A 22,092-nucleotide genomic window follows, 5' to 3' on the forward strand; every position below is an offset into this window, starting at 1 on the left:
GGATTTCGGGCCACCCAAATCACGTTTTCATGGCCTCGTCGAGGATACTGGGAATGGAATCCAGATGCGAGTTAGGAGCGAGGCTGGCGGACTTAGTAGTGAAGTATTATATAGTTGTGCGGCAACGCTTGCCAAGCATACGGTTACATATGGCAACGGCATAGGTGGGGTAGAGTTAGGAATGTCTTCGTGCTGAGTGGTGAAATCTGGCAAAATAGTAATTTTCGATTGTTTTTGATCTCTAGATCGGTCTATAGCTTGTGTCTGGCGGGATTGCCCGCTCTCCTTATCGTCTCGACGGTGAAGCAAGGGGGTAGTTCCGATACGTTAGGCATGGTTCTTGGCGCGGGTGCGCTTCCTGCGGTATTGGGCGCGTTATTTTCGCCAAAGATCTTGCAAAAGATCAGCCAAAGAGGTCTTTTTATATCGGCCGCGATAGCGTGGTTTTTTGTCGCAATCTTTATGTCGGTGGTATCGTACTTTGAGTTTCGATCCCGGGTGCTGCTGATTGTTATCTCGTTTCTGTTGGAATTAATCGGGTCGGTATTCTATCCTAGTATTGGGAGTTATTTACCCCAGATCGTTTCGAAAGATCTGCTCAAGACTGCAAATTCGACGCGAGCTATGGTGGGAAACGCTCTCGGTGTGCTGGGTCCGATTTTGTTTACAGTGATCGCAACGGAGGGATCTCTGGTAGGCAGCTGGCTCTTAATTGCAATTCTCATGGTGGTTGCAGTGGCTACTCAGTGCAAGTTGCCTGCTGGGCGTCTCGTGTCACCCCTTGCGCCTGGTGGAGTTTTAGCGGAGGCAAAGTCGGGGCTCCGCGTTTTTTTCGGAAACGAAACAATTCGGGCAGTGGTGCTTTTTTCCGGACTATGGCACTTGATCGTCTGGGGCACTTACATGGTTGCTGGTCCCCTTCTGATACAGAAGTGGCATTCCTCTTTAGCATGGTGGGGGTGGATGGAAGGGGCATTTGCTCTTGGTACCGTTTTGGGAAGTTTTGTCGCGCGTCGCGTCCGGGGTGATGTGATGTATGTATGTGTGCTTGGGATGTTTCCGCAGGCTATCCTTCTCGCTTTGCTCGCGATGGGAGCACCGATATGGTCCTTCTTGCTGACCAGTCTAATTAGCGGTCTGTCCATAGCAGCCGGAGGTGTGCTATGGATTACTTGGGTCCAATCCACCGTGTGTGAAGATGAAATTCCATCGGTGCTTTCATGGGATTATTTGTTTAGTGAAGGTCTCGCGCCGATTGGGTATCTCGTAGTTCCAGGTGTGATATCTGTCATTGGTTTGGAGGCTGCTGGATTCTCCATGGGCCTGGTGTGCATTCTTGCTGGTTGCATCCTCCTGCTTACTGTGTGGTTGAGAAGGATGCTTAGTGTGGCAGGGAGTAAAGAACATGGATGATCCTTACGTGCTTGGTGAATTTGAGAGGTGGAGCACGTGGCCTCAAGTAAGCGATGCTTGCCGTGGTCCCCAGCCCTGGCCCGAATGGGTCATTCAGGATGATGATGCTTTGGATTGCGAACTTGGTTTGGTGCGTGGCGGTAAAGAGGAGGATGTATTTTTAATTCGCCGAATTACCGCAAGCTCCGGGCGTTCGTGCCTGCTTGCCGCTAAGCGTTATCGTCCCGGCAATGTGACTTCTGCTAGGAACGTTGTCTTCAACGGACGAGATAGGGTATTTCAACATGGGCGCGATCAGCGTGCGATCTCAAGAAAGTCCAAGTACGGCCAGTTTTTAATGAAGACTGAATGGGCGGATTCCGAGTTTCGATTTCTGTGTGAATTCTGGAAGGCTGGAGTTGCCGTCCCTTATCCTGTGCAAATTAATGGGCAGGAGATTCTCAGCGAATGGATCCATGGTGAAGATCCGATGTCGGCGGCGCCGAGGCTGGTTGATGCGCAGCTCTCTCGTGTGGAGGTTGCAGACTGTTTTGACGTAGTTCGCGAGAGCGTTTTATCTATGGCTCGGCTCGGTTATGCCCACGGTGATTTATCTGCGTATAATATTCTGTATAGCCAATCTCGTGGGCCAGTTATAATTGATTGTCCGCAGGTCGTCGATGTTGTGCTTAATCCGCTGGGTATGGAAGTCTTGCGTAGAGACTGTATTAATGTTTCACAAGCATTTATATCGAAGGGGCTTGATGTGGATCAGGAGGTCTTTTTTGCTGACTGTGTGGCCTCGGTGTTCAGTTAGATTCCGTCACGAGGTTTCTTGCTGTAGGGTATGTGGCGAAAAAATCCCGTGTTGTGAGAGCCTGGACAGCGGCTGTTTACTGATAGAGATGTAGGGCTTGTTACACTCAAGGGTGCGGTGGCGGGTTGGTCTTGGCCGGTGTGGCGGTCTGTAGGTGAGGGCTGAGGCCTTTCGAAGATGGATGTTCTCGCGAAGATGGATATTCTCGCATTCACCGTCTAGACGACTTTAGGGTCTCCAGGGTTCATTTCTTTCGTTCTGATCTGGCCACGGTTACGTGCCGTGATGAAGTCGGCATTGAATTCGCGGATCAACTCGGTGACATCCCGCCCACCAGACTGGAACAGACTTACTACGCTGGCCACACCCAGCCCCAGAAAGAACTGGAACTGTCACACCATTTAGTCCTCGGACTCACCGGGGCGATTCATAGAGCCGGCTTAAACGAGCTTATGCCATGAATGAGGGGCGTAACGCCACATTGAAGCATGATGCAATTATCGGTGAGTCCTACCGGGACAAGCGGGGGATTAGATATTTGACCATATGTGCCCCATGCATAGGCGGCGTCCTACCGGGACAAGCGGGGGATTAGAGTCTCAGAGGGTGTCGCTGGGGTTGTATCCAACTGGAAGCGTATTCATGGCTACCTTCGCAAACAGCGCTACTGGGTGCCCCCTATGCCGTCATGTGGAGATCGAGTTCGGAAGAAGAAAAACGTCACGGTTTTCGACTTGACGCGGGCGAACGCACCCAGAAGATGAACCAGTTGCAGGATCAGGCCACCGGCACTCACCCGTGGTGTACAAGGCCGCATCGGATTTTAGACCCGAAATGTGGGTTGACGGAGCACGTTACGGCCTCAAGAATGAGTCACCCCGCATACCATTCTTTAAGAATGAAGACGGGGTGAGTGTTGTAGGCGGGCTCGTAAGAGACGCGAGGTCAGTTGCGTAAAACCCCACCTCGCCTCAGATGTCGTAATACAGGTCGAACTCATAGGGATGAGGACGTTGCTGGAGAGCAGCCAGGTCCTCACGTTTGAGCTCAATCCAGGTTTCAATGAGATCTGGAGTGAACACGTCACCGGCAAGCAGGTAGTCGTGATCGGCCTCGAGACTGTCGAGGACGGCACCGAGGTCGCCTGGGACGTGATCCATGGCGGCGTGTTCCTCCGGGGGCAGTTCGTAGATGTCCTTGTCGACCGGAGCTGGCGGCTCGATCTTGTTCTGGATGCCATCTATCCCGGCGAGCAGCAGGGCCGCGAAGGCCATGTACGGGTTGGCCGAGGGGTCCGGGCAACGGAACTCAACACGCTTGGCCTTCGGGTTCGGGCCGGTGATCGGGATACGCATACAGGCGGAGCGGTTGCGCTGGGAGTACACCAGGTTGACCGGGGCTTCGAAGCCTGGAACGAGACGGTGGTAGGAGTTGGCCGACGGGTTGGTGAAGGCCAGCAGCGACGGCGCATGTTTGAGAATGCCGCCGATGTAGTAACGAGCCATGTCGGACAGCTGTGCGTAGCCAGACTCGTCGAAGAAGAGGGGCTCGCCGTTCTGCCAGATCGAGGAGTGTACGTGCATACCTGAACCGTTGTCACCAAAGATCGGCTTTGGCATGAACGTTGCCGTCTTACCGTGCTGCCAAGCGACATTCTTGACGATGTATTTGAACTTCATGACGTCGTCAGCCGCGTGGGTCAGCGTGTTGAAACGCCAGTTGATCTCAGCCTGCCCAGCGGTGCCGACCTCGTGGTGGGCGCGCTCGACCTTCATGCCGAGTCCCTCCATGATGGTGACGATCTCGTCACGCAGATCACCAAAGTGGTCGGTAGGGGCCACCGGGAAATAACCGCCCTTGTACTTCACCTTGTAGCCACGGTTGCCGCCGTCCTCGACACGTCCGGTGTTCCAAGCACCGGCCTCGGAGTCAATGGAGTAGTACGAGGTGTTCTGGCGAGTGTCATAGCGGATGTCGTCGAACACGTAGAACTCAGCCTCGGGGGCGAAGAAGGCAGTGTCGCCGATACCAGTGGAGGCGAGGTAGGCCTCAGCCTTGCGCGCGATGTTGCGCGGGTCCCGGCTGTAGGCTTCCTTAGTGATGGGGTCGTGGACGTTGAAGTTCACGATGAGCGTTTTGTGCTCGCGGAACGGGTCGACCCAGGCGGTCGTCGGATCGGGCAGCAGAGCCATGTCCGATTCGTTGATCTTCTGGAAGCCCCGGATAGAGGACCCGTCGAAGGCCAGACCGTTCTCGTACTGGTCCTTGTCGAATTCTCGGGCGGGAACGGTGAAGTGTTGCATGATGCCGATGAGGTCACAGAAGCGGACATCGATCATCTCGACGCCTTCCTTCTTGACATAGGCGAGCAAATCGTCGGGGCCTTCGAACATCTTTCCTCCATCAACACGGCTGGTGACATTTTACGGTATTTCGTACAAGTTGCTCAGCCGTCACCGTTGTGTTTCGAGCATGTAACAGGTGCTGCCGGTAGGATTCACCGAGTGAGTGAAACCGGGGCAGCGCCAGGGGCCTCAATCGGTCTGCCCGCGCACGGGTGCGGATCTCTGGCGAGCTGGGGTAAACGTATCGGTGCTCTCATCCTCGACTGGGGAGCTTCCATGGTGGTGGCCAGCGCTGTGTTCGGGCCAGCCGTGATTCGCAGTGGAGGGTGGCAGATGTGGATGCCGATGGCGGTGTTTTTCGTCGAGTCGGTGCTGTTCACTGCCCTGGCAGGTGGGTCCTTCGGCCAGATCGTCGCTCGGGTGGCCGTCGTTCGTCTCGATGATCTCGGTCCTATCGGTTGGTGGCGAGCAATCGTCCGTACAGCGATGAAATGCCTCGTCATTCCCGCCCTTGTCATCGGGGCAGAAAGAAGAGGTCTTGATGACCTCGTACTCGGCACTGTCGTCGTCAATCGCAAGTGAGTGATATGCGCGTCATGGTGTTGTCTCGGGGAATCCCGAGTCCGGAAGCTCCACTGCGGGGAATTTTTGAGTATGACCAGGCGGTAGCGCTGCGCCAGCGGGGTCATGAGGTCGTGCTGGCTGTCCTTGACGCGCGTTCAGTTCGACATCGCCGAAAGTTCGGCATTCGGGTCGACCCTGTTGCGCACCGGTGTGACGACATCACCGTTGTGCGGTTGGATGTTCCGTTGGGGGTTGTTTTTCCACGAATAGATCATTGCGTCTGTGCCTGGGCGGCACGACGACTTCATCGGACCGTGGCCTCGGAGTGGGGGATACCTGACGTTGTTCATGCCCATTTCGCGCGATTTGCAGCCGCTGCGGCCCGGGCTGGTCTTCCTGAGCCACTGGTGTGGACCGAGCACGATTCCCACTGTGCCAATCCGGACCGACGTCTGATTGAGGACATCTCCGTTGCCGGGGGTAGGGCTGATGTCGTCATCAGCGTCTCCGAGACTCTGAGATCGCGGCTGGCACGCTATGGGATCGCCTCGACGGTGATTCCCAACATCGTCGACGTGGAGCTGTTCAATCAGCCGGCCCGCCGCCATAAGGGAACGGTGGTGGTCAGCGTAGCCACCCTCAATCCAGGTAAAGGGATGGTTGAGCTGGCCCATGCCATCGAGCACGTGCCCGGAGTTCAGCTGCGCGTCATCGGGGACGGCCCGCAGCGAGGAGCGCTGGAGGCCCTCGCCGCCGACAATCCGAATAGCATCGTCTTACTGGGTACCCAGCCGCGCGAACGTATTGCCGAAGAGCTTGCGGGTGCCGACGCCTTCGCCTTGGCTTCTCATTCAGAGACTTTCGGGGTGGCGTGCGCCGAGGCGTTGGCAGCAGGCCTCCCAGTTCTGACGACAGCTTGCGGAGGCCCGCAGGAATTCATCGACGACGACAACGGGGTGGTTGTTCCGGTGGGAGATATTGAGGCATTGGCAGACGGCTTGAGGCGGGTCCTCGAGCGGTCATGGGACCGTGAAGAAATCGCATGGCAAGCCCGCTCTCGATTTGCGGCCGGCCCTGTCGTCGATCAAGTAGAGGCGGTATATCGGCAGGCGATTGCCAACTATGTGACGACCGGTTGAGCCTGGGGTGGAAGACTAGCAGGTATGGATATGACCGCATGGATGGCGAGCGTCAACGGCGTCATCGCGGCCAATGCCTCCCATCCCTGGGTCGTTGCGGCGTTGTGGGGCCTGTGCGTCATCGACGGGTTCTTCCCACCAGTACCCAGCGAATCCCTCGTTGTCGCTCTAGCAGCTGTCGGCCACCCGCCGTGGTGGCTTATCATTCCGGCAGCAGCTTTTGGTGCCATGTGTGGAGACAACATCGCATATTGGATTGGGCGTCATCTCGGCGAAACCAAGTTCTTCACGGGTGGGCCGAAACGGCAGAAGACCGTCAACTGGGCCACCCACCAGCTGCGGGTGCGTGGGCCGCTGTGCATTTTGGTTGCCCGTTACATCCCCGGTGGACGTGTCATCGTCAATGCGATGGCAGGGGCGACCCGCTTTTCGTATCGCGTCTTTCTCCCTGTCGACGCTCTGGCAGGGGTTCTGTGGGCGGGCTATGCCACCGCAATTGGTGCCGGAGCAGCCAATTTCCTCGGTAGCAACCATATTCTCGCGGCGATGGTCGGGATTATCGGTGCGATTGTCATCGGCGTCATCCTTGACCAGATTCTGCGTCGAGTCATGCCCGCCCCGAGGAACGAGTGAGCGAAACGGGAACGACGCTCCCAGCAAGTACCGGGAGCGTCGTCACGAAGAGGGGAGGGTAGGGGATCAGACCCGACCTTCCTTCTGGGCGTCCGCCTTGCCAGTGGACTTGCTGGCGGCGACCTGAGCCTCGTCGAAGACGCTGGCTGCGGCGTTGCTGCCGGAATCGTCATCGTCCTCCCGGCCAGGAGTGCGCAGGTTCCACTTGGTGATCGCGAAGCGGAAAACCACGTAGTAGATGACGCCGTAGATGAGACCAATCAGGAGAAGCAGCAGAACCTTTCCTACACCACCCGACAGCTCAGTGGCTCGTCCGAAGTTGATGATGTAGTCAGTCAGGCCAGCCGAGAACCCGAACCCGTCCTTGATACCAAGGGCGTTGCACAGGGCCAAGGAAGAGCCGGTGAGCAGAGCGTGTACGAGGTACAGCGGGAAAGCTACGTAGGCGAAGGCGTACTCCAAGGGCTCAGTGATACCGGTGAGGAAGGCGGTCAGAGCAACCGACACCATGACGCCGCCGGTGACCTTCCTACGTTCCGGCTTGGCGGTGTGGTAGATGGCCAAGGCGGCACCAGGCAGGGCGAACATCATGATCGGGAAGAAGCCGGTCATGAAGGAGCCGGTCCAGGCATTGGTGCCGGCCGCGCCGCTCATGAAGCAGGTGATGTCGCCGTGCAAGGTATCGCCAGCGGCGTTGGTGCAGTTACCGAGCTGGAACCACGGCAGAGAGTTGAGCAGGTGGTGCAGGCCGAACGGGACGAGCAGTCGGTTGATGGTTCCAAAGACGAATCCGGTACCCGGGTTCGACCCGTGGGTCATGATGAATCCACCGAGCTGCTTATTGAACAGCCAATCGAACGCCGGGTAGATCAAGGCCATGATGACGCCGGCAACCACGGAGGCGGCAGCTGTGACGATCGGGACGAAGCGGCGTCCGCCGAAGAAGGCCAGATACGTCGGCAGCTTGGTACGGCGGAATCTCTCGTACATCTTGGCGGCGATAATGCCGATAACGATGCCGCCGAGGACGCCGTAATTGATGACCTTGGTGTCGTTGGAGAAGTAGGGTGCGAGGGCGTGCAGTACGCCGCCCTGGGTGTTTTCTCCGGTGCCTGCTCCAGTGAAGGTGAGGTAACCGATGAGGGCTGCTAGAGCAGTGGAGCCGTCAGCCTTCTTGGCATATCCGACAGCTACGCCGATGGCGAAGATGAGGGGCAGGTTGTCAAAGATCGCACCGCCGGCACCAGCCAGCACATCAGCGATTGGCTGCACCCAGGAGGCGTGCTTGGCCAGGCCATCAGCACCGAGAACATCGGCTGCTCCGAATCGCTGTAGTAGAGCGGCGATAGGTAGGGATGCGATGGGGAGCATGAGGGAGCGCCCAACGCGCTGCATCTGGGAGAACCCGGGTATGTTCCGTTTCTTTTTTGTGCTGGTACCAGCAGCGTCTTGTGCCATGGAGTTCCTCCGCAGTGAGTTCTCATATCCGAAGCCATGCACGTTTCGGCTTCAGGTGGCCCGTGGGGTGGTATGGACCACTTGCTGAATTACAGACCACCGGGGGCACCGTGTCAAGAGTTCGCGCGAAAATAGTGGAGTGATTGTTTTAACAGACTTCTACCCCCAACCGGGAATCGACTCTGCACCCGGGGCATAATTCACGCATGAAGTACGTGACCGTGCGGGATTATCTCGTCGAGCTCATCGACACTCGCCTGTCGGTCGGGGATGTCGTTCCCAGTGAACGTGAGCTTGCTGAGCGGTTCGGAGTGTCACGCATGACGGTCCGCCAGGCGGTGGATTCGTTGGTCAGTAGTGGCCGGTTGGAACGTCGTCGGGGGAGCGGAACTTATGTTCGGGCTCCGAAAGTTGACGTGCAGTCACGGATCTCGTCATTCAGCGAGGAGATGCGCCAACGCGGCATGATTCCCGATACTCGGGTGGTGCGCGGAGAGGAGTTGCCGGCGAGTCCGGACGTGGCTGTCTGGCTGGGGATTGAGCCTGGTGAATCGGTCTATTTCGTGTATCGGGTACGACTTGCTGACGGGGTTCCGATGGCAGTCGAAAAAACGTGGATTTCCACGCAGGTCATGCCGGATTTGTTGGCCGATGGTGTGCCTGTGAGCATTTATGGGGCCCTCACTGCGGCTGGACTGGCTCCCACCTGGGGTGAGGACGCCATTGAGGCTGTCAGTGGTGACGCGGTGATCTGTGGTTTGTTGCACATTCCAGTGGGGTCGTCCTTGTTGGCCATCAATCGCCGTACTTATGCCGATGATCTTGCAGTCTCCTATTCCCGGTCCTGGTACCGGGGTGATCGCTACAAACTGTGGGTGCCGATTTCCGGGCCGCGCAGGACCTTATATCCACCTCGAGGGGGTTCGCGATGAAGCGTGTTGAATACATTTTGGCGGCGCTGGGGGGAGTTGACAATGTGGTGTCTGTCGAGCCGTGTGTCACTCGGCTGCGCTGCCAGGTTCATAACTGTGAGCTGGTGGACGAACGGGCGCTGCGTCGCGCTGGCGTCTATGGGGTGACGATACAGGGTGAAAGCGTACAAGTGATTGTCGGACCTGACGCGGATCTCCTTGCCTCTGACCTGGAGGATCTGTGGGGAGAAGATCATGACCGCTAACCGCCTCTTGACATTCAGCGGTCTCATGGAGTTCAGTGGTAGTTGTCTGGACCACTTGAACGGTGGGTCAGTATTTGTTCGAGGATTCTCCATGGCGGAGTGCATCTCGAACCAGAACAAGGAGACAGCATGAGCAAGGCAGAACAGATCCTGGCGGGCCTCGGTGGCGACGACAATATTGACGACCTTGAGGCCTGTATCACTCGGTTGCGTGTCGAGGTTAACGACCCCGACCTTGTCGATGAGGCAGCTCTCAAGGCAGCCGGTGCATTCGGTGTCGTCCAGCAGGGAACGGCCGTCCAGGTGGTCGTCGGCCCTGAGGCTGACACCATCGCCGAGGACATTGAGGACCTGCGCTGATGATTTCCATCCTTTCCCCCCTCAACGGCACGGTGATGACGTTGTCCGAGGTCCCCGATCCGGTGTTCGCTCAAGGATTGGTGGGTCCCGGTCTGGCGCTCCAGCCCTCTGGCGACGGTGAGGTCACGGCAGTGGCCCCGGTGGCAGGTCGGATTGTCAAGCTTCACCCGCACGCCTTCGTTATTCAGGCGGACGGTGTCGGCGTACTGGTGCATCTCGGTATCGACACTGTCCAGTTGGAGGGGGAGGGATTCACCCTCCTTGCCGAGGAAGGAGCGGAGGTTTCCGCCGGAGACGGGCTCGTCAGGTGGAACCCTGCTCGCATTGTTGAGGGTGGCCGTAGCGCAGTCTGCCCGATCATTATCCTCGATACTGCCCCTGACAACCTGGGCAATATCACCGCTGCTGGCCAGTCGGTGAATAGTGGTGACCAATTGTTCACGGTGGCGTGATCTTGCGGATAGGGCGGGCCGGATGACGACCCGCCCTCCGGGACATATCGGACCCTCCTCGCTGGCGAGGACGGCCAATTCAGACGGTCACCCCCACCTCGACTTCTACGCCTACGACGAGAACGTCAACCCCGGCTCCTACGTCTCCGGCTGCACGTGGAACGAGTACACGTGGATCGAGCATAACCGACGATCATGGCCGTCCGGGGTATCCGGCAGCTAGCTCGTCGCAAGGGTTGCCTCTGGTGTCGCCGAGAACGGGAGCTTGATTGGCTTCGCCACATCTCGCGGACACTCGTTGATCGGACGGGTGTCCGCGAGGTGCTCTCGGATGTGCATGATGAAAGACTCTGCATGATGAAAGAGCAGCTATCTGGCGATGGATTGACGTCAAGAAGCGCGAGAGCGCGAAGGCAATGCCCGTGATGACATACTCGACTCCGGTCGGCGAAAACTCAGAACCAACACGATAAGGGTGGCGACGCCGACAAGTACGTACGCGTCGGTGAGGATCTTTTGCCACCATGACGCCGCAAGTTCCCGGTTATGACCGGCAGGGAACCACCACACCATCCAGGTCAAGGTGGCGAAGGCCCAGATCAGCGCGAGAGCTTGTCGGCTCCGGCGTCGATCCGCCAGTCCTGCGACGATGAGCAGGGCCGCCCACACCCAGTGATGAGACCATGACACCGGGCTCACCAGGCATCCACAAAGCCCTGCGCACAGCAGAGACCACACCCGATCGGCTCCGCCCTGTTGCCACAGCCGACGTGAGGCAATCCCGGCGAGTATGCAGCAGAGGGCGATGAGAACGAGCCAGACCAGCCTCAGCTCTCCGTGCCCGAGCCGTAACAGCATTCCTGACAAGGATTGGTTACCGGCCCAGGTGAGCCCGCCCAACCGCTTCGGGGTGAGCATGTAATGGGTCCAGTACTGCCACGAAGCCGTCGGCGCGATGACGAATCCGACAGCGATCGTCGCCACGCCAGCTACAGCGGCTCGAAGCGCGGCCTTGAACTGGCCGGTGACGAGGTACCAGATGGCGAAGATTCCTGGGGTGAGTTTGAACCCGGTGGCCACACCAACGCCGATACCGCGCCACGAGTGGGGAAGGACAAAGACGTCAAGGACGATGAGGAGGGCCAACTGAATGTTGACCTGGCCGTAGGCGAAGCACTTCCCGACTGGTTCACCAGTGGCCACGATCGCAGCCAGAACAGCCGTCAGAATGCCCAACGGTCGACGTCCGCAGCGTCGTCGCACCACTGCGATCATGACGACAAGGGCAATCGCGCTGACGGCATAGTGAAGGATCGCCGCTACCCGGAACGGCAAGAGGGCTAGCGGTACGAGAGCGACCGCAGCGAAGGGCGGGTAGGTGAACCCCAGGTCGCTGACCGAGGTAGCGGTGTACAAGGTGTCGGGATCGTGCAGCATGGCGTGCACGCAATCCCGGTAAATCTTGAGATCGATCGGGGTGGGGATGATGAGGGTCCAGATCACGGTGATGACGAGGACAGCAACCGTTGGCCACAGCAAGGGTAAAGATCTGTGGGTTCGGCAGGTGATGGGGTTATGGCCTCGAAGGGTCACTGATTCTCCACAATGTCGGCAGCTTCCAACCACTGTTCTTCAAGGTCTGACATCCGTTCATCCAGGTCATTGGCCTTGATCTGCAAATCAGTGAGGGCTTGGTAGTCGTCGGCTTTGACAGCCATCTCCTCATGCAGGGCAGCCAGATCATCGCGAACCTTGCCCATTTGACGGTCAATCCGGTCCATGTCTTTGCGGGCCCGACGCAGGGCAGCGGCATTGGTCTTCTGCCGGGAACTCGTGGCACCCACTCGACGTGATTTCGATGGGCCGGTGTCACGATTTCGGCGCTGCTCCAGATACTGAGAGATGCCACCGGGAAGAAGGGCAACCGTGCCATCTCCCATGAGGGCCCACACGACGTCGCAGACCCGCTCCAAGAACCAGCGGTCGTGGGAGACGACGATCAGGGTTCCGGGCCAGGAATCGAGGTAGTCCTCAAGCAGGCGCAAGGTATCGATGTCCAGGTCGTTGGTCGGCTCGTCGAGGAGTAGAACGTTCGGCTCATCCATCAGGAGACGTAACAGCTGCAGACGGCGTCGTTCACCGCCAGAAAGGTCTGCGATACGGGTCACGAGCTTCTGCCCGGTGAATCCGAATCCCTCCAGCAGGTCCGCAGCAGAGGCGTCACGGCCGGTGGCGAGTTTGGTCCTGGCCTTGACGTCGTTGACTGACTCCAACACCGTCATCGTCGTGTCGAGGTCGTCAACTTCTTGACGCAAATGTGCCAGTCGGAGAGTTTTTCCCCGTTTGACCCGACCAGAATCAGGTTTACGTGAACCGTCAAAAAGATTGAGCAGGGTGGTCTTGCCAGCACCATTGACTCCGACCAGGCCAATTCGATCTCCAGGGCCAATTGACCATGTGACCTTGTCCAGCAGGGTGCGTTCGCCCAGCTCTTCCGAGGCGACGGTGATGGTGACGTCTTTGAGGTCCAACACGTCCTTGCCCAGCCGGGTCGCGGAGAACCGTGCCAACTCCAGCTTGTCGCGGGGTTCAGGGACATCAGCAATGAGGGCGTTGGCGGCTTCGACGCGGTAACGAGGCTTGGAGCTGCGGGCAGGAGCTCCTCGACGCAGCCACGCCAGCTCCTTGCGTGCGAGGTTCTGACGCTTGGCCTCGTTGCTGGCGGCAATGCGGGTTCGTTCCACTCTGGCCAGGGTGTAGGCGGAGTATCCGCCCTCGTAGGACTCGACGGTGGCGTCGTGGACTTCCCAGATATGGGTACAGATCTCGTCGAGGAACCAGCGATCGTGAGAGACAACGAGCATGGCTACGCCACGCTCCTGCAGATGACGAAGATGGCCTGCCAACCAGGCGACGGCTTCGACGTCGAGGTGGTTGGTCGGTTCATCGAGCACGAGCAGGTCGTGGTCTCCCAACATGATCGCTACCAGGGCAGCGCGACGCCGTTCGCCACCAGACAGCTCCATCATGGGTCGATCAAGGTCGACGTCGGAGAGCATATCTTCGACGATGGAGCGAGCCTCCCGATCGGCTGCCCAGACATGATCGGGACGGCCCCCTACGACGAGATCACGGACGGTTTGGTCGTCCTTGGGGGCCTCGGCCTGGGCAAGCACGCCGATGGAAATCCCGTTGGTGCGCGTCACCGCTCCAGAATCTGGCTCCAACGCTCCAGTAAGAAGGGCCAAGAGGGTGGTTTTCCCGTCCCCATTGCGGCCTACAACTCCGATGACATCTCCCGTCGAGAGTCCTAGGGATACTTCCGAGAGAACCGTTCGGGTGCCCCAGGACTTGGAGATGCGATCGGCGTTGACAAGATTTGTGCCGGCCAATGGAGGCTCAGCGTCCCCGCATGGCGGCTCGGGCGCCTTTCGTGGAGTTCGGCATGGGACCCTTGGGCAGCGGTACCCGTGGGCGCATGGCGTCGAGGGCCTTGAGACGGTTGAGTACTTCGTCGACCTGGCTGGTGTTGAGAGCCTTGGGCAGCTTCTTGATGCGCTTGTCCAGGTCTTCCAACGGCACCTGACCCTTGCCATCACCCATGATGATGGAGGTCACCGGAGTGCCGTAGGCCACCTGCTCGTGACGCTTAGTTTCGGTAGTCAGCAGATTGCGCAGACCCTTGCTGTGCCCTTCGCCAATGAGGACTATTCCAGCCGGCCCCACAGCGCGATGTACGACGTCCTGCTGGCGGGTGAAGGCAATTGCCGGAGTAGAAGTCCACTTCTTCTTGTCGAGAAGGGACAGAGCCACCTCGGCCGATCCCGGCTGGCCCTTGAATCGGGTGTACATGGAACGCTTGGCCCGCCACTGAAAGACCCACATGGCGGCAGCCGCACCGGCAAAAATGCCGACAATGAGCCATGTCCACCACAAATCGACGAGGATAAGGCCGATAACAGTGAATACCACGACGCCCAAGACAAAGGCACCAATGACCCACCAGAGGAGTTGAGGATCAACCTGGCGGGTTAGCTTGAAAGTCTCGACGAGCTGCTTGCCAGTGCCCCAGTCTTTGGGATTGTCGGAATGTTTGCGACGCTCCTTCTCAGCCTTGGCCTGCGCCTTCTGCTTGGCGGCGAGTTCCTTGGCTGCCTGGCTCTTCGGCATGTCGAACGGCTCCTCCGGGTCGGTGAACAGATGTGGGATTCCTGAGGCGCAGGTTCTCCCGCGACCCATGGATTCTACCGTGTCCGATCGAGGTGTGCGGGTGGCGGACATGGCTCCGTGGCCATGTCCGCCACCCGCTGAGTATCACGCTCCAGTGCGGGGAAGACGAAGGGGCTTGACGAAAGTCCCCGGCTTCATCGACTGTGTTGGCGTCGCGGAGATGGTCGGCGTCAGCGTCGTGGCCGAGGGCATTGGCGTGTTATCCGGTGCGGAGGGAACCGGTTGCACGCTGGGCGTGGACGGAGCTGCGGCGCTCGGAGCTGGCGCTGAGGGAGAGGTGGTAGCCGGTTCCGGAGCTCCCGGAAGCACCTTTACAGTGACCGTGCGCGTTGCCTGACGGGGAACTCCGGTGCCGTCGTCCTCTTCACTGAAAGTGACCTTGACGTCGAAAGACTGCTCGTCGGAGTTGCCGAGTGCAGTAGAGCCAGACACCGTGCCGGTGGCTGGGTCATAGGTGAGACCCTCCGGCAGACCGGCCACTGTGAAGGTGTCTTTGAGGGTCGGGTCGTTTCCATCCACCGAGATCTTAAAGGGGTCGATCTCGGTACGGTCGGTTATCTGAATTTCAGGAATATCCGGGATTGACGGCTCAAAGGGGAGATCTGCTGAGAGGTACTTCAGCGTGAAATTGAGATAACCGACCTGGTTCCACTCGGAGGGTTCCAAAAGAAGGCCGATAGAGCCATCATTTTGGACAGCCATGGTTGTATATCCGGTCTTGCCGGAGCGGAACTCCTTCTTTATTGGCCACGTGGCGCCATCATCGTAGCTCAGTGAAAGAGTGCCATTGGTCCGGGAACGTTGTCCGGTCGTGTTGGAGAAAAGAAGCACCTTAGAGCGCAAAGTCCCAGGTTTTGCTGATGGGAACGGCCGAATAATCTGAGCATTATTGATTGAATCGGGAAGCTGGTCATCAACGCGGTAGTTGTGCCAGTTGACGCCGCCGTCGGTCGAGGTAGCGACGATGCGATAATTCTTCGCAGGGCCAGCGGAGCTACGGGAATTGAGCATGAGGGTCCCGTCAGAGAGCTCGACTACCTTGTTTTCGTCGAACGTCCATTCGCCGGAAGGTGCATCTTCGGTGGAAGAGGTGAAATTGCCGCTCTGCCAGGTCTTGCCATGGTCATCGGAGAAGATTGTGAAAGCGACGAATCGTCCCGTCTTAGTCCGGCAGGTGCCTTGCTGGAGTAGTCGGCCTTGGTGGGGGGCCTGTATCTTCTGAGTGCCGGCACCAGAGGTTGCAAAGCACGATGTGACCTCGCGTCCCTTGGCTCCTAGTACATCGTTGGTGATGATGCGATGGGTCCAGGTGTAGCCGTTGTCTTTTGATGACGCGAGATGAAGATTCAAGGTGTGACGGTTGCTCTCGTCGATCGTGCCATCAGGAAGGTAGGTATAAGCTGGATTGTTCGCTACGAATCCGGAATCGAAAGATTGGACAGAGAAAATAAAGATTTCTCCAGTGGTGTAATCGACTACGTAGGAAGGATCTGAATATCCGATTTTGTTGGCCCCGGACTGTCCTTGAGCAACGACCGTACGCTCTTTCCAGCTTCGGCCTCCATCGGTGGAACGCCGCTGAACGATCCAGTTGGCGTTCGGGGAGTCTCCGCCGTTGGCGCCCCCATTGGTGGGACGCAGATCGTAGGCAGCAAGAAGATCGCCGTTGGGGGCCTGCGCGATAGCGGGAATCCGGATGTTGTGCTTTCCGGCTACGGGTGAGTCGAGCAGCGCCAGATCTGACAGTTGGGCGGGGAGATTGGGGTCAGCGTTAGGGCGGGTATACCCCGTAGCAGTCTCCGTACTCGCCGCTGCCGTCACCGTTGCCTCGTTGGTATTCGTTGGATTCGTCGGGGCGGCGACGCACACTTGCGTGTTCACAAGCCCGCACACCGCGAGCACTGATATGGCTCGCGCCCATCGTCGAAGAACAGTAGTAGTAGTGGAATGCATTGGCATGCCCTTTCTTTTCTCGTCATTGCGAAAGTTGGCGGTTTTGGGTGAGGTGTGACGAGTCCGCCACGATCGGAAACGAATCTGTGGCGGACATGTCATCTTCAGGGTGAGGGCTAGGCCCCCGTTCTCGGCAGGCTTGTGGGCACTACCTTCGATGGGTTTGTATCTGGGGAGCTGGGAGGTCGCTGAGCACCTTGGGTCGTCTGTTCAGCCGTTGGCGATGACACAGGCGACGAGGGTGTCTGTGATGACACAGGCGAAGAAGGCGTTGGTGACGATGGCTCCGATGACGTACCACCGACAGTTACCCGTCCGATCACGGCTTGCGCCAGCTTCTGACCAGATACCGAGTCTCGAGCGACTGCAGTGACGTCGTATGTGCCAGCTGCCGAGTAGGCGTGCGTTGGGGTGCTGGTGGGCTGTGATCCGTCACCCCAGAGGTACTCAATGCGAACAAGCTCGCCGCTGCCGAGACGATCCCCCCTGATGAGATGAGGCGAGGCGATGGTCGACTCAGCCCTCACCTCAGCCCCCGGGTCCACCTGTGACGACGAAACCTTGCCTTCGATCGAGCGCTTTGGGTAGCTGGGCGCCTCGTTTTGGGCCCCGATGACTGAACCAGTCGTTGCCGTTGTCGGAACGACGTCAATGCCCTTTGGCCCTGCCCCGGCGGTCTTCGACGCCACGGCTACGGTGAGGCGGTTAGTTCCACGCAGATTGAGGAACTGTGCCGGGATGGTGAACTTGGTCTGCGGTCCGATGTCTCCAATGTAGACGCCGGTATTCCAACCATTGACGAAGATCGTTACCTGCGAATGGTCGTTAGGAATGCCGCCATTCGGGGTGATCTGCACCTCATAGGCCTGGTCTTGGCCTTCTGGTACGTCAAGGGTGAAATCGCTGGCGTACCAATTCAGGCCAGCTTCTGTGGGAGCAAATGATGACGCTTCCGCCCAGTCTGAGATCGGATATCCAGGCAGATACCAGCCGGCACGCTCGCCGTACAAGCCACCGTTGTTGTACATAGTGCGGGCCAGATCGGCATTACCAGTTGGGTCACCCGCGCCCTGAATGCGCCATGTGACGGCTCCGGACGAGTTGAGGTCTGCGTCGTAAAGACCACGGTTCTGACGCGACAGTCCGTCATCATTCCAGTCAAGGTTCTGGCCGAGGTTGTGTACGAGCACCGCCAGTTCTACTTGGTCGCCAGCGCTGACTGGCAAAGTCAACGACTGCGATGAGCCATCGGCAGCAAACGCGCCGACGTACTTTCCGTTGGCCCAAACCTGTCCGAAGGCTGGATTGCGGCCATGGGCTGGTACTCCGGAGCCGCCATTTCCTTGCAAGGTGATCTTTGAGCCGGCCGCCGTGTAACTCGCCCGGTACCAGACGTCACCTTCGAAGAATCCGTAATGGTTGGAGTCAAGTACCACGCCTTGATGTGGGCCAGGTCCCTGACGGGAATTGTCGGCACGGGTGGAATCAGCGATCTTCCAACCGCCGACGTCAAACTTCGGGTTGGCTTCTGGGGCACCTGTGGTGGTGTGCCACTCAAGCTCAGGAGCTTCCACCTGCTTGGGGCCAGGCACTGCGCCGCTGGTAGCGGTGCCGTTCCAGGTCCACGAATCCATACCGTCCGCAACGACTCGAAGTGTCGCGGGTTTCGACATGGATCCGTTCAGATGTAGCGTCCGACCGTCGTATTTGGCTCCCCGCACGAGGTCGGCGCCTTCGACGGTGACGGGTCGGTTACCGTCGTAGACCTGCCAGACATTGGCTGCATAGTCACGTGAAATCGCGCGCAAAGTCAACGGCTGACCGTCACCATTGACGACGATGTCCTGTGGTTGAGCTTTCGTTGTCCACGACAACAAGAGCTCGCCCTTCTCGGCGTTCCAACTCTTGGTGACCCCCTCTGGGGCGACGATGGAAGGCTCTGACTTCGCCCGGATGACAATTTCTGCCGGGTCTCCCTCGACACCCATGAGGTACTGCACGACTCCGTTTGCTGACGGTTGAGGCGCGGCGAAGAGTTGTGCGGTGGTGTAGCCCACCCGATTTCCGGCGATGTCGAAGTTCGCTGTCAGCGCGATCGCGTCACGACCGTGAAGATGTAGCTTGGCACCCTTAGTCTGCGGGATGCGGGACCAACCCACTTTGTGCTCTTCACCGCCTGCAGTACGTGAGTCGGGGGCCTTGGTGACTTGGAAGGCATCCACCGAGACGGTGGTGCCTCCTGAGGGGTCAGCTTTTTCGCCTAGCGCCGTCACTGTGATGGTGTGCTCACCGGGATCGAGGTTTTGCACGTCGGCAAGGACGACCTGTGACGGCTTGTTCTGGTTGCTCGAGGTCCAAGCGTTGACAACCTGAGCTGGACGGTCGTCCACCTGTACCTGCACCTTGCCGAAATCTGTGCTCGATGCCGAGAGGTACCGAATTCCCGTGCCGTTGAACTTGAAGGTTGCAGAGGCGCCCTTCGTCGTCGCAGTGTGGATCGTTCCGCCCGACGCAGAGGGGTCGGATTCCTTGGTCCACTTGCCCGAATAGGCGATCTGAGCGTCATCGTCTTCGACGACCACTGGGGCGGCGATGCCAGTGTCTTGCGAATCGAGCCACAGCGACGTCGTGAACGACGTGTCCTTCGTACTGTTGCTATCGGAAAGACGGAAGGCGAGGAAACGTTCCGCGTCGGTTCCGTCACCGGCCTTGATCCGCTGGTAACCCTTGACGGAATCGCCGGACTGTTCAGCAACAGTGGGAGCACCGGCAGGGTCCATCTCCGTTAGTGCCGGGAAGGCACGCTGGAGGTACCCGGCCTCTTTCTGCGCTGCGAGTTTCGGGGTAATCGCTCTGGCCTCGTTGAGAGCTGCGCCGTAGTCATAGCTGGTGTATCCCGAGGCAGGTGCGCCGGTCCAGCCCCAGTTTGTGCCGCCGTGGCTCATGTAATAGCTGAAGGCGGTGACGCCATTGGCCATGTTTGTCATGCTCCATTGGCGCGTGAATTGAGAGTCGGTAAATTCGGCACACTTCTCCGGGGAGAACGACGCACCCCACGGGGTGAAAGCGCCGCCCTGGGACTCAGCGATCATGTACGGCGTGTCGGGGGCGAACTTGCGGAACTGCTGCTCATTGTCAGGCAGCTGCTTGCGTACCTGTGAGCAGTTGAAGCCGAGCGGGTAGACATCGCTGGTGTAGAAATCCGTGCCGAATTTCTCGGTATCTTTGAATCGTCCGCCCATGCCCCAGTCGTTGTGAAACAGGGGAACGTCTATGCCATCGTCACGGACTACCTTCGTTAGGGCCTTGAGGTAGTCCTCCTGAAGAGGAGTCTGGTCGATGAGCTCGTTTTCCACCTGATACAACAGGATGGAGCCGCCGCCATTCGTGACGAGGTGTTTCTTGGCGATAGCGTTGAAGGCATTGAGCCACTCCTTCGCCGGGGCAAGATTCTCGACGCTGCGCAGTGATTTGTAGCCCTTATTTGACATCCAGGCGGGCAGTCCGCCCATCGAGATTTCAGCGTTGATGTACGGGCCGGGGCGAGCGATGACGAAGAGTCCCTCCTCCTCGGCAATGGTGAGGAGTTTGTCGATGTCCTTGATTCCGGAGAAGTCGAATTCCCCACCTTCCTCAGTTTGATGCAAACCCCAGAAGAAATACAGGGAAACGGCGTTAAAGCCAGATGCCTTGATCTTCTGCATCACATCGCGCCATGCGTCGGGCGAGGGAAGGCGCCAATAATGAAACTCTCCGGCGTACACATTCAGCCGTTCACCATCGATCATGAAACTATGTTTGTCGAACGTCACCTTATGTGGTTTTCCGTCGCCGATGATGGTGGCTGGTTGGGTAGGGACAACGACGTCACTGTCAGGTGAGGCGGCCATCGCTGGCTGAGTTCCGGGAGAACACAGGCTTGAGGTGATTAACAGGGCAGCGGTGCCAAGTGCTGATGTCACGGCCGTGGTCAAGGGTCTGAAGAATGGGGAGGGCAAGGCCCTGCTCCTTTCATCGATGGGGCGTCATTGTCCAGAATGTATCAACAGTGGGTAATGAGCGAGGCGCCGTCACCCACGTTTTATCGGTTTCCGTAATTGGTTTGTTGGTTTCAAAGTGCCAATGACCAGAATTCCGACAGCGATGGCGGTTCCGAAGAACCGTGGCGATTAATGCGAGCGGAGCAATTCATTGTGCCCCCGTCATTGGGGAGCCATGAAAACGTTTAGGTCACCGGGGCCGCAATGCCCGTAGTTGACGGCGGTGCGGCCGTCTAGGGCAGGGTGCCTGTTAGATCTTGCAAACCCGAAGGAGTGAGCCTCATCGGCGCTGGTGAGTGAATCATGGCCGTCAGTGTATGGCTAGGCAGCGGTATCTCGTGGCCTAGTAAGTGCCAAGAGCGCAGAGCATGCGAGCGTTTTCATAGGATGTGCGCACACGCCGTAAGCGATCAGGCGTGAGACCTCTGGTTGCTCAGACAAGCGGTGGCCATCATGCCGGGGTGTTCATGGCGGAGCCATCCCTGATGGGTTGCCGGAAAACCGGCTCCTTCGGTACTCGAGCTATCTCGAGTTCCGTCACTCTTTGGCCACGAACGGCGCGGGTCGCGCACCGTCACGGTATCCCGTCACGATCGTTACTGGTCGCTCCCCACGAGCTTCCATAGCTTGCCGGTAAAGGCGTCCAGCTCGGTAGGAGGAACGCACGAGTGGTCCACTCATCACGCCAACAAACCCAATCTCGCGGGCCTCTTCCGCCAACTCGTCAAACTCCTGCGGAGTCACCCAGCGGTCGATGGGGTGCAGATAGGCGTTGGGGCGCAGGTACTGGGTGATCGTCAGCAGGTCAGTGTTGGCGTCGTGAAGGGCCTGCATGGCTTCCGAGATCTCCTCCCGAGTCTCTCCCATGCCGAGGATGAGATTCGACTTGGTGATGAGACCGGCCTCGTGTGCCGAGTTGAGGACGGCCAGAGAACGGTCGTACCGGAATCCTGGCCGGATACTTTTGAAGATACGGGGAACTGTCTCGAGGTTGTGTCCGAAGACTTCTGGGCGTGACTCGAAAACAACGTCGAGGAGTTCTTGCTTGCCGGAGAAGTCCTGGGCCAGCATCTCGACTCCGACTCCGGGGTTTACCTGGTGGATTTGACGAACCGTTTCGGCGCACAACCAGGCACCCTCGTCGTCGAGGTCGTCGCGACACACCGAAGTGACAGTGGCGTAGCGTAACCCCATCTGCTTAACGGACTCAGCAACGCGACGGGGTTCGTCCGTGTCATAACCCTCCGGCTTGGCCGACTCAATCTGGCAGAAGTCGCAGCGACGTGTGCAGTGGTCGCCGCCGATAAGGAAGGTGGCCTCACGATCTTCCCAGCATTCGAAGATGTTGGGGCAGCCAGCCTCCTGACACACGGTGTGAAGGTCACCGTCGATCATCCGGCGGCGCATATCGCGGTATTCGGGACCCATCGTGGCCCGAGTACGGATCCAGCGGGGCTTGTCCTCAATGGGGGTCTGGGAGTTTTTGACCTCGATTCGGAGGAGCTTTCTACCGTCTGCTTCGACACTCACGA

At 58.5% G+C, this 22,092-nt stretch carries 18 protein-coding genes and 1 pseudogene; 10 read left to right on the plus strand and 9 right to left on the minus strand.

Going from position 1 to position 22,092, the window contains the following annotated elements; genetic code table 11:
- The first annotated feature begins 189 nt into the window (after positions 1-189).
- Both Q4B98_RS00550 and Q4B98_RS00555 read left to right on the plus strand, forming a co-directional pair.
- Positions 190-1,413, plus strand: coding sequence for an MFS transporter (locus Q4B98_RS00550; RefSeq protein WP_303194689.1), 1,224 nt, complete (start codon positions 190-192; stop codon positions 1,411-1,413).
- The gene (locus Q4B98_RS00555) at positions 1,406-2,209 is read left to right on the plus strand and encodes an RIO1 family regulatory kinase/ATPase (protein WP_303194691.1); all 804 of its coding nucleotides are present in this window, start codon (positions 1,406-1,408) and stop codon (positions 2,207-2,209) included. The genes Q4B98_RS00550 and Q4B98_RS00555 overlap by 8 nt, the downstream gene beginning before the upstream one ends.
- Before the next feature lie 971 nt (positions 2,210-3,180).
- Here Q4B98_RS00555 and glnA read toward each other — a convergent pair.
- On the minus strand, positions 3,181-4,602 hold the full coding sequence (glnA, locus tag Q4B98_RS00560; RefSeq protein WP_303194693.1) for a type I glutamate--ammonia ligase: 1,422 nt from the start codon (positions 4,600-4,602) through the stop codon (positions 3,181-3,183).
- A 111-nt stretch (positions 4,603-4,713) separates the two neighbouring features.
- Here glnA and Q4B98_RS00565 point away from each other — a divergent pair, with 111 nt between their 5' ends.
- Genes Q4B98_RS00565 through Q4B98_RS00575 form a run of 3 tightly spaced genes read left to right on the plus strand, consistent with a single transcriptional unit; the run spans position 4,714 to position 6,890 of the window.
- Positions 4,714-5,136, plus strand: a complete 423-nt coding sequence (locus tag Q4B98_RS00565; protein ID WP_303194695.1) for an RDD family protein — start codon at positions 4,714-4,716, stop codon at positions 5,134-5,136.
- 5 nt (positions 5,137-5,141) lie between these two features.
- A complete protein-coding gene (locus tag Q4B98_RS00570; RefSeq protein ID WP_303195534.1) occupies positions 5,142-6,257 on the plus strand; it encodes a glycosyltransferase in 1,116 nt (371 codons plus the stop codon).
- A gap of 24 nt (positions 6,258-6,281) precedes the next feature.
- A complete protein-coding gene (locus Q4B98_RS00575) occupies positions 6,282-6,890 on the plus strand; it encodes a DedA family protein (RefSeq protein ID WP_303194697.1) in 609 nt (202 codons plus the stop codon).
- Positions 6,891-6,956: 66 nt separating this feature from the next.
- Here the strand turns inward: Q4B98_RS00575 and Q4B98_RS00580 are convergent, their stop codons facing one another.
- Positions 6,957-8,348 (minus strand): PTS transporter subunit EIIC, encoded by a 1,392-nt coding sequence (locus Q4B98_RS00580; RefSeq protein ID WP_303194699.1) that lies wholly within the window; start codon positions 8,346-8,348, stop codon positions 6,957-6,959.
- A 206-nt stretch (positions 8,349-8,554) separates the two neighbouring features.
- On the opposite strand from Q4B98_RS00580, the gene Q4B98_RS00585 reads away from it, so the two are divergent.
- From Q4B98_RS00585 to Q4B98_RS00605, 5 genes are all read left to right on the plus strand, one after another.
- Positions 8,555-9,280, plus strand: coding sequence for a GntR family transcriptional regulator (locus tag Q4B98_RS00585; protein ID WP_303194701.1), 726 nt, complete (start codon positions 8,555-8,557; stop codon positions 9,278-9,280).
- Positions 9,277-9,525 (plus strand): PTS transporter subunit EIIB, encoded by a 249-nt coding sequence (locus Q4B98_RS00590; protein WP_303194702.1) that lies wholly within the window; start codon positions 9,277-9,279, stop codon positions 9,523-9,525. The genes Q4B98_RS00585 and Q4B98_RS00590 overlap by 4 nt, the downstream gene beginning before the upstream one ends.
- A 129-nt stretch (positions 9,526-9,654) precedes the next feature.
- Positions 9,655-9,885, plus strand: a complete 231-nt coding sequence (locus tag Q4B98_RS00595) for a PTS glucose/sucrose transporter subunit IIB (protein WP_303194704.1) — start codon at positions 9,655-9,657, stop codon at positions 9,883-9,885.
- The gene (locus tag Q4B98_RS00600; RefSeq protein WP_368492275.1) at positions 9,885-10,337 is read left to right on the plus strand and encodes a PTS glucose transporter subunit IIA; all 453 of its coding nucleotides are present in this window, start codon (positions 9,885-9,887) and stop codon (positions 10,335-10,337) included. Before Q4B98_RS00595 ends, Q4B98_RS00600 begins: the two co-directional genes overlap by 1 nt.
- 22 nt (positions 10,338-10,359) lie before the next feature.
- Positions 10,360-10,560 carry a hypothetical protein gene (locus Q4B98_RS00605; protein WP_303195678.1) on the plus strand — a complete coding sequence of 67 codons (201 nt, stop codon included), beginning with the start codon at positions 10,360-10,362 and terminating at the stop codon, positions 10,558-10,560.
- Between the two features lie 167 nt (positions 10,561-10,727).
- Here the strand turns inward: Q4B98_RS00605 and Q4B98_RS00610 are convergent, their stop codons facing one another.
- The 7 genes and pseudogenes from Q4B98_RS00610 to lipA form a co-directional block, all read right to left on the minus strand.
- Positions 10,728-11,822 (minus strand): glycosyltransferase 87 family protein, encoded by a 1,095-nt coding sequence (locus Q4B98_RS00610; protein ID WP_303195536.1) that lies wholly within the window; start codon positions 11,820-11,822, stop codon positions 10,728-10,730.
- Positions 11,823-11,926: 104 nt separating this feature from the next.
- Positions 11,927-13,729, minus strand: a complete 1,803-nt coding sequence (locus Q4B98_RS00615; protein ID WP_303194706.1) for an ABC-F family ATP-binding cassette domain-containing protein — start codon at positions 13,727-13,729, stop codon at positions 11,927-11,929.
- A 7-nt stretch (positions 13,730-13,736) separates the two neighbouring features.
- Positions 13,737-14,507 carry a DUF4191 domain-containing protein gene (locus Q4B98_RS00620; protein WP_303194708.1) on the minus strand — a complete coding sequence of 257 codons (771 nt, stop codon included), beginning with the start codon at positions 14,505-14,507 and terminating at the stop codon, positions 13,737-13,739.
- A 144-nt stretch (positions 14,508-14,651) separates the two neighbouring features.
- Positions 14,652-16,520, minus strand: coding sequence for an exo-alpha-sialidase (locus Q4B98_RS00625; RefSeq protein ID WP_303194710.1), 1,869 nt, complete (start codon positions 16,518-16,520; stop codon positions 14,652-14,654).
- Between the two features lie 116 nt (positions 16,521-16,636).
- Entirely contained in the window at positions 16,637-19,300 is a 2,664-nt protein-coding gene (locus tag Q4B98_RS00630) for a beta galactosidase jelly roll domain-containing protein (RefSeq protein ID WP_368492291.1), read from the minus strand.
- A gap of 99 nt (positions 19,301-19,399) precedes the next feature.
- A pseudogene (locus Q4B98_RS10505) lies at positions 19,400-20,410 on the minus strand (beta-galactosidase); the annotation flags it as partial.
- A gap of 687 nt (positions 20,411-21,097) precedes the next feature.
- Positions 21,098-22,090 (minus strand): lipoyl synthase, encoded by a 993-nt coding sequence (lipA, locus tag Q4B98_RS00635; RefSeq protein ID WP_303194713.1) that lies wholly within the window; start codon positions 22,088-22,090, stop codon positions 21,098-21,100.
- Positions 22,091-22,092 lie beyond the last annotated feature (2 nt).

Origin of the sequence: Cutibacterium sp. (genome assembly GCF_030525615.1) — a bacterium.
GTDB lineage: Bacteria > Actinomycetota > Actinomycetes > Propionibacteriales > Propionibacteriaceae > Cutibacterium.

What these genes read in the sequence shown, in the direction of transcription:
- Q4B98_RS00555 (WP_303194691.1), top strand. Translation starts at nt 1,406, where the DNA reads ATGGATGATCCTTACGTGCTTGGTGAATTTGAGAGGTGGAGCACGTGG.
- glnA (WP_303194693.1), bottom strand. Translation starts at nt 4,602, where the DNA reads ATGTTCGAAGGCCCCGACGATTTGCTCGCCTATGTCAAGAAGGAAGGC.
- Q4B98_RS00570 (WP_303195534.1), top strand. Translation starts at nt 5,142, where the DNA reads ATGCGCGTCATGGTGTTGTCTCGGGGAATCCCGAGTCCGGAAGCTCCA.
- Q4B98_RS00575 (WP_303194697.1), top strand. Translation starts at nt 6,282, where the DNA reads ATGGATATGACCGCATGGATGGCGAGCGTCAACGGCGTCATCGCGGCC.
- Q4B98_RS00580 (WP_303194699.1), bottom strand. Translation starts at nt 8,348, where the DNA reads ATGGCACAAGACGCTGCTGGTACCAGCACAAAAAAGAAACGGAACATA.
- Q4B98_RS00585 (WP_303194701.1), top strand. Translation starts at nt 8,555, where the DNA reads ATGAAGTACGTGACCGTGCGGGATTATCTCGTCGAGCTCATCGACACT.
- Q4B98_RS00590 (WP_303194702.1), top strand. Translation starts at nt 9,277, where the DNA reads ATGAAGCGTGTTGAATACATTTTGGCGGCGCTGGGGGGAGTTGACAAT.
- Q4B98_RS00595 (WP_303194704.1), top strand. Translation starts at nt 9,655, where the DNA reads ATGAGCAAGGCAGAACAGATCCTGGCGGGCCTCGGTGGCGACGACAAT.
- Q4B98_RS00600 (WP_368492275.1), top strand. Translation starts at nt 9,885, where the DNA reads ATGATTTCCATCCTTTCCCCCCTCAACGGCACGGTGATGACGTTGTCC.
- Q4B98_RS00605 (WP_303195678.1), top strand. Translation starts at nt 10,360, where the DNA reads ATGACGACCCGCCCTCCGGGACATATCGGACCCTCCTCGCTGGCGAGG.
- Q4B98_RS00620 (WP_303194708.1), bottom strand. Translation starts at nt 14,507, where the DNA reads ATGCCGAAGAGCCAGGCAGCCAAGGAACTCGCCGCCAAGCAGAAGGCG.
- Q4B98_RS00625 (WP_303194710.1), bottom strand. Translation starts at nt 16,520, where the DNA reads ATGCATTCCACTACTACTACTGTTCTTCGACGATGGGCGCGAGCCATA.
- Q4B98_RS00630 (WP_368492291.1), bottom strand. Translation starts at nt 19,300, where the DNA reads ATGGACCCTGCCGGTGCTCCCACTGTTGCTGAACAGTCCGGCGATTCC.